Origin of the sequence: Clostridium estertheticum (assembly GCF_018861295.1) — a bacterium.
GTDB lineage: Bacteria > Bacillota > Clostridia > Clostridiales > Clostridiaceae > Clostridium_AD > Clostridium_AD estertheticum_D.
The window spans coordinates 1-8,110 of sequence record NZ_JAHLDM010000052.1 but is presented as its reverse complement, the minus strand read 5'-3'; the positions used below and the strand labels follow the sequence as shown (position 1 = coordinate 8,110).

Below are 8,110 nucleotides of genomic sequence, written 5' to 3'. Positions count from 1 at the left end.
GGTAGTATTTGTTTTATTATTCTATCATTTTTATCGTAAAGTAATCTTGTTGTGTTTCCTGAAATATTTTTAAAGTGAGTAAGTCTATTTTAAAAATCATAAGTATATCCTTTACTCTTTTTATCTTCCTCAAACTTTAAGTCTTTTAATAACTTCTTATTTTCCTTAGCTTTTTCGTATCTATCAAGAGCTTTTATGTTATAGTCATTTTCACCTGAATATTTCTTATTTATAAGTCTTGCATCTTTTCCACTATATTCACTTAAAGCTATTATATTGCTGGCTTTATCATATTTATATACATGACTTCTAAAGATGCTATTTAATTCATCTTTTTCATATTGCTCAATAACTCTATCTATTTCATCATATACTCTTCCAATTTCAAAGCCTTTTGGAGTTATAATTTTGGTGGCATTGCCATTTTTATCATATTCATATTTTGTGATTGCCCAGATATTTTTATCCTTATTTTCTGGTGAAATAAACTTACCATCTATTTCTTCTTTCTTTTCAACTAAATTTCCTGCTTTATCATAAATATAATGAACAATTTTTTCTGTAGTATCATTTATTTTAAAGCTTTCATAGGTTTTATTGTTTAATGAGTCATATTTGTATCTCGCTTTTGCTCCATATTTATCTTTAACTTCGATAAGTCTATTTTCTTTATCATATTCAAAGTAGATTTCATGATAGTAATTGCAATATTGCTCTTTATTAACTAGGTCTGTTCCATGTTTTTCTAAGATTTTGTTGCTATTTTCATCATACTGGTAGCAAGTTACGTTATATTTTTCTTTTTCAACTGGCACCCTTTTTTCAATTAGATTGCTAAGTAAGTCATATTTAAATAAAGTAGAGTTTCCTTCACTATCTATTTCCTTAATTATATTCCCATGAAGGTCATATTCAAAGGTTTTATCTATAATTCCATCTTCATTTATTATAGAAGCTAATCTATTCATTGAATCATAGATATAGCTATACCCCAGTCCATCATCTGTTTTTGCATTGTAGTATTCTGGACTTATGTGTTTTATGACATTTTCATTAGGGTCTAAAACAAATCTTTCTACTCCACCATCTGGATATAGTGTTTTTATTTTTCTATTATCTTTGTCATAGACATATTCTATACCTAACCCATTTTGTAAATCCTCATCAAAGTAATTTGGATTTACCTCTTTTATTATGTTTCCTTCGCTGTCTCTTATACTTTTCTCAATGGATCCCATTGGATTTTTTATGGCTAACAGCCTATCCATATGGTCATATTTATAGCTATAATTCCCACCATTTGGCGTCTCAACCCTTATTAAATTACCCATCTTATCATAAGATTTTGTTGTTTTATTTCCATTACCATCTTTAATTTCTGATACGTAATTTAAATTATTATAACCAAATTCAATAGTTCCATAGTCCGTTTCAATTGAAGTGTTTCTGCCAACTTCATCATATTCATATCTGTATACATAATTATTATTCGTAGTAACTATTACTGGATCTTTTCCTTGTTTATCTTGATCTTCGCTTTCTACATCATATTCATATTTCGAAGTGTTTTTATTTCCATCTGTTTTAGTTAATATTCTTCCATATGAATCATAAGTGTACCCCTCAATTTTCCACTGCCCAACCGAAATCTTTGTTTTCTCTTCTATTAAATTACCTTCATTATCATGAACGTAAATATTCTCTTTTCCATTGTTATCTGCCTGCTTTATTAAGTTCTGCTCTTCATCATAAACATATTCTGTACTTAATCCATTTGGCAATATCTCTTTTACCCGACTTCCAAAAGCATTATATTCCTTATGAGTTTCGAAACCATTTCTGTCTTTTGTATAAATTTTGTTTTGATAATCGTCATATTTATATTCCTCAGTGGTTCCATCTTCATAAAATAAATGCGTTATAAGTCCATCTTTATTAAACCTTGTTTTTTCTGTCCTTTGACTTTGAAGGTAATAAAATGTTACTTCCCTTTCTGCATCATCATAGGCTATATTACAAGTATCTCCATTTGGAAAGTCTTGCTTTGTCACTCTTCCTCTAATATCAAAGAAGTTTTTAGTATACGTTTGTCCATTTTGATCTGTAATGCTGTTTATAAATCCATCTTCATTATAAGTATATCTTGTTATTCCACGATCAACGTGAACTACTTCTGTTAAATATTGGCCTTCGTACTTATATTGAACTATTCTGTTTAGTTCATCTTTAATTTGAATAACTTTTCCTTCTTTATAAGTGAAGAAAAGTTTATAGTTTGAAAAGGTTGTAAGGGCGTCTATATTTTCTCCTATATAGGTTAGAGGCTAGAATGTATAAACTTCCTGTAGCTCCATCAACGTGATCTGAAAAACATAGTTTATTTCCAATATATTTTTTTATAAAAGTGGCTGTTAAATTTACATCTCCTGAAGTAGCTAATTCCCTAGCTATTTCAAGTGCAATGTCTATTCCTACAATGACCCCTTATTTTTCTCATCCCACTTTCCACTCACATCACCTCTAACAAGTCTGGTAAAATTAATAAACTTTTTGAGTTTTTAGTTCCATATTAGTAAACACTATAGTTTGAATATAATTGCAAAGCAAAAGACTAACACAAGAATTTCCCCTCATCTTAGCCTTTATTTTTATTTTTGCACCATATTCTACTTCTTTTCCGATTTTCATAGCATAGCTACCTAATTTATAAGGTGTTTTATTCTATTTATTTTGTATACATGTTAACGTAAAGCAGTATAATATGTTATGCAATTTTTGTAATCTTAACATAGCACATAAAAACTTTAGTTTTATGTTTTTTCATATTGTATTACACCTATTCTGATAATACATTTGAATATTTATATTTATTTATCCTTTTAATCACTTTGATTCCGTTAACTAAGAATTCATTTATTCATTCTGGTTAAGGAGTGCATTATACAAGTCCAATCTTCCAGAGACTAGTAAAAAAATGTAAGTTAGTACAATCGATGTCGAGACGTTGAAACTGATGGGATAGTGCCCCACAGGAATCCTTCTTTGGCCACTTTAAGGATGAGGCGTATATAAAGTCATGTGAGACTTTTGAGAATTTAAAAAAGGAAATTAAGGACTATATGATTTATTATAATGAACACATATACCAATGGAATTTAAAAAGGATGACTCCTGTTCAATACAGAAATCATCTAAAAAATCAGCATAGGCTTTTTTAATTATCTTTGACAAAGGGTACACATTATTATGATGGGGTTTTGTTTACAATTAACAATTACTGATTTTAGACATGACCCCATTAGTAAGAGGAAACTGGAAACAGTTTCTTCTTACTAATGAGTTTTACAGATATAAATAGTATATTTATATCTGAATACTTAATTTTTTAGGATTATAAATCATAGCAACTTCAGCATCTTCAAATGAAGTGCCCCATCTAACTGCTATATCTCCCTCATTACAACATTGTGCACAAAAACTATAATAATCAATTTCTTTTGAATCTTGCGCTTCGCTATTAAACAATGTATGAAAAAGTTTTTCTGTATACTTTTCTGTCAATATATCATTAGCTTTACTTATGATAATTGTATTTAATTTAGGATTAGCTGAAACAATTTCAAGTGCAAGAGATAAATTATCTATACTAAATTCTGCAATACTGGTAAAAAATGAAACGCCTTCAGCTTCTACTTTAATCTCAACACCCAAATTGAAATTTTCTATACCCCATTTCTTTCGTATATCCTTCCATATTTTTTTATAAAATTCAACTTTAGAATTTATATCCTTTATTTTTTTGCTTACAACTATATAGAATTTATAGTCCTCTAATAAATTATTAGTACCAAATAACGAATTTATTTGTCTACTACTTAAATTTATAAATTTAAGTTTATCATCTTTCCCCCACATTCCACTTGCATTAATACTAATTACACTCATATCAGGTAATATACTATTACTTCTCCTATCTACTTCATCATTAAAATATTCAAAATAATTAAAAACATTCACTTCATATTCATTCCATATTTTCATTGTAAAATCTCCTAATAATCGTAATGATTTCCATCTGGATCATTAAAATGTGATCCTCGATCTTGCGATGAGTCATCCGTAAAAACATGACCACCAGAATCGTCTCTGATTATCTTACCTTCTCCAAAGTCATATTGTTTTCCTGGACTTCTCTTATTTCTTTTGTCGACATTTGGTCCAACTTCTATAGGTTGTTCACTAACAGGAATACCCATTTTTCTTTTTGCCTCTCTAAACGCACCATTTCTTCCTGCTCCTTCTGGACTTAAATTAGGTGGCCTATTACTAGGATTATTCTCCCCATTAGTATCATTTATAGCCCGAGTTTTTGATGGTGGACATACCCTTTTTGAATAACCACTAGGATCCCAATACCCCACAGAATTATTTCCACAATACCCATAAAGATTTAATCCATCGCCCCTATAAACATCTTCCTGCGTAAACCTTCCAATAACAGGATTATAGAATCTTGCTCTCAAGTAGTATTGATTCGTTATTCCATCAAACTGCTGTCCTGTATAAGTAATTCTATTATGAACATCTTCTCTGCTATCTAATACATTACCAAAAGCATCATAACAATACTCATTTTTTATACGTTGCTCTTTATCTGTAATATGGATTGTACTGCCTTGTTCATCATGAGTGTAATAATATCTATTACTCCCTAAATCTCCATCAGCAATATCAGCAGCAACAACTTCATATCCTCTAGTAAATCTAGAAATACAATTATAATCCTTATCTGTTTCAACTAAAACATTTTCCTTATGGAAAATAAATCTCGTTAACTTTTCGTTCTCTTCAATCTCACATCTTAGACCTTCAGTATCATATCTACTAACTAAAGTGTTTCCTTCCTTAGTTATAGCCTTAACCTGTTGGTTTAAATTGTTATATTCATATGAATTGTTCCCTACTTGAGTTTCTTCTTTTATTGTATTGCCTTGCTTATCATAAGTAAAGAGATTTGTGCCGGAATCTTGGTGTAATTCCTTTAGCCGGTTCTTTACATTATAAACATATTTATCTGTTATATCATTTGTTGTTTTTGTTAGTCTATTTCCTACTTTATCGTAGGTGAAGCTTTCTTGTCTTCCATCATAGCTTGAATCTTTTAGTCTATTCATGCTGTCATAGGTGTAGTGGTTTTTATGTTTACTACTTACTTTTTCTATTCTATTACCATTTAAGTCATAAGCATAACTATAATCTACTAATACCTCACCGGTTGAAGTTACTGTTACTAAGCTCTCAACATTGCCATCACCATCATAGCCATAATCCGTCTTTAATCCATTTCCATAGTTTATGCTTTTTATATTATCATTTTTAAAGTAATCATAATTTACTAGGGTGTTTTCCTTATTATCTTTTATTCCCTTTACTCTATTTGCAGCATCATAATTATAAATGCTACTCTTTCCTGTGATATCTTTTATAGTTTTAATGTTATTATTCTTATCATAATCATAATTTAAAAGTGTTTTTCCTGATGCACTTTTGCTCTCCAGCATTCCTTCATCATTAAAACTGTACTCATATAACATGTTTCCTGTGTATGCATTTTTTAGTGTTCCATCTTCATTATAGTTAAATCTTTGATCTATAATATTTAAGATTTTTTGCTCTTTTGAGATTTCTTCTATTGTCTTTTTATGGTTTTTATAAGCTTTTACAGAAACTATATTTTTATCAATATTATAACTTCTATCTACAATGTTTTCATTTCTGTCTAACTGCTTATTTAAATTCCCTTCTTCATCATAATAGAAAAATTCACTATTTCCTTCTTGATCTTTTATCTCTGATACTTGTCCTAAACTATTATAACTATAAGTTATTGTTCCACCATTTGCATCAGTGGTTGTTATAATATTCCCTGCATAATCATAGGTGTACTTTTCAGCTCCACCTTCTGGAGTTACTATTTGAGTTATTCTTCCCCAATCATCTAACATGTAGCTTGTTTGGTTTCCATTACCCCCAGTGATTCCAGTTATGTTTCCTCTGGCATCGTATTTATAGCTTTGAGCTATTTTATTTTCTTTTCTGGAGTTTGGAGTTACTATATCTTTAATTTGACCAAGCAAGGTGTAAGTATACTCAACCTTATTATTTTCACCATCTATTGAGGTTTCCATATTTCCCTTTGGATCATAAGTGTTTTTAGTTACTGTTTCTCCAAGGGCATTTTTCACCTGGATTACTTGACCTTTTAGGTTGTAAACATAGGTTGTACCTAACCCATCATCTGTGGTTTCATCATATTGCTGTGGTAGTATTTGTTTTATTATTCTATCATTTTTATCATAAATTAATCTTGTGGTATTTCCTGCGATATTCTTAAAGTGAGTAAGTCTATCTTGAGAATCATAAGTGTACCCTTTACTCTTTTTATCTTCTTCAAACTGTAATTCTTCAAATAACTTTTTATTTTCCTTAGCCTTTTCATATCTGTCAAGAGCTTTTATGTTATAGTCATTTTCACTTGAATATTTTTTATTTATAAGTCTTGCATCTTTCCCACTATATTTACTTAAAGCTATGATATTGCTGGCTTTATCATATTTATATACATGGCTTCTAAATATGTTATTTATCTCATCTTTTTCATATTGCTCAATAACCCTATCTATAACATCATATACTCTTCCAATTTCAAAGCCTTTTGGAGTTGTAATTTTAGTGGTATTGCCATTTTTATCATATTCATATTTAGTGATTGCCCAGATATTTTTATCCTTATTTTCTGGTGAAATAAACTTACCATCTATTTCTTCTTTCTTTTCTATTAAATTCCCTGCTTTATCATAAATATAATGAACAATTTTTTCTGTAGTATCATTTATTTTAAAGCTTTCGTAAATTTTATTGTTTAATGAGTCATATTTGTATCTCGCTTTTGCTCCATATTTATCTTTAACTTCGATAAGTCTATTTTCTTTATCATATTCAAAGTAGATTTCATGATAGTAATTGCAATATTGCTCTTTATTAACTAGGTCTGTTCCATGTTTTTCTAATGTTTTATTGCTATTTTCATCATAGTAATAGCAAGTTACATTATATTTGATTTCTTGTTGCTTACTACTATTTGCAGCGTTCTTTTCAAGTGATATTTCTTTATTATCTTCTAAGTCTTCTGCTGTGCCTTTTTCCACTGGAACTCGCTTTTCAATTAAATTTCCAAGTAAGTCATATTTAAATAAAGTAGCGTTTCCTTCACTATCTATTTCCTTAATTATATTCCCATGTAGGTCATATTCAAAGGTTTTGTCTATAATTCCTTCTTCATTTATTATAGAAGCTAATCTATTCATTGAATCATAGATATAGCTATACCCCAGTCCATCATCTGTTTTTGCATTATAGTATTCTGGACTTATGTGTTTTATGACATTTCCATTAGGGTCTAAAACAAATCTTTCTACTCCACCATCTGGATATAATGTTTTTATTTTTCTATTATCTTTGTCATAGACATATTCTATGCCTAAACCATTTTGTAAATCCTCATCAAAGTAATTTGGATTTATCTCTTTTATTATGTTTCCTTCGCTGTCTCTTATATTTTTCTCAATTAATCCCATTGGATTTTTTATAGCTAATAGTCTATCCATATGGTCATATTTATAGCTATAATTCCCACCATTTGGCGTCTCAACCCTTATTAAGTTACCCATCTTATCATAAGATTTTGTTGTTTTATTTCCATTGCCATCTTTAATTTCTGAAACGTAATTTAAATTATTATAGCCAAATTCTATAGTTCCATAATCTGTTTCAATTGAAGTGTTTCTGCCAACTTCATCGTATTCATATCTGTATACATAATTGCTATTTGTAGTAACTATTACTGGATCTTTTCCTTGTTTGTCTTGATCTTCGCTTTCTACATCATATTCATATTTTGAAGTGTTTTTATTTCCATCTGTTTTAGTTAATATTCTTCCATATGAATCATAAGTGTATCCCTCAATTTTCCACTGCCCAACTGAAATCTTTGTTTTCTCTTCTATTAAATTACCTTCATTATCATGAACGTAAATATTCTCTTTTCCAT

At 29.3% G+C, this 8,110-nt stretch carries 4 protein-coding genes and 1 pseudogene; 1 reads left to right on the top strand and 4 read right to left on the bottom strand.

Features of this window, described 5'->3' with window-relative positions:
- Positions 1-89: 89 nt before the first annotated feature.
- A complete protein-coding gene (locus KPL54_RS26785; protein WP_268037899.1) occupies positions 90-2,051 on the bottom strand; it encodes a hypothetical protein in 1,962 nt (653 codons plus the stop codon).
- Between the two features lie 487 nt (positions 2,052-2,538).
- Positions 2,539-2,688 carry a hypothetical protein gene (locus tag KPL54_RS25285; protein WP_216109252.1) on the bottom strand — a complete coding sequence of 50 codons (150 nt, stop codon included), beginning with the start codon at positions 2,686-2,688 and terminating at the stop codon, positions 2,539-2,541.
- 209 nt (positions 2,689-2,897) lie between these two features.
- On the opposite strand from KPL54_RS25285, the pseudogene KPL54_RS25280 reads away from it, so the two are divergent.
- Positions 2,898-3,218, top strand: a pseudogene (locus KPL54_RS25280) (IS3 family transposase); the annotation flags it as partial.
- Between the two features lie 145 nt (positions 3,219-3,363).
- On the opposite strand, the gene KPL54_RS25275 reads toward KPL54_RS25280, so the two are convergent.
- Together KPL54_RS25275 and KPL54_RS25270 are read right to left on the bottom strand one after the other, a co-directional pair.
- Positions 3,364-4,041 (bottom strand): hypothetical protein, encoded by a 678-nt coding sequence (locus tag KPL54_RS25275; protein WP_216109251.1) that lies wholly within the window; start codon positions 4,039-4,041, stop codon positions 3,364-3,366.
- Between the two features lie 11 nt (positions 4,042-4,052).
- Positions 4,053-8,110: RHS repeat-associated core domain-containing protein (locus tag KPL54_RS25270; protein WP_290444469.1), on the bottom strand; the 4,058-nt coding region annotated here is incomplete at its 5' end.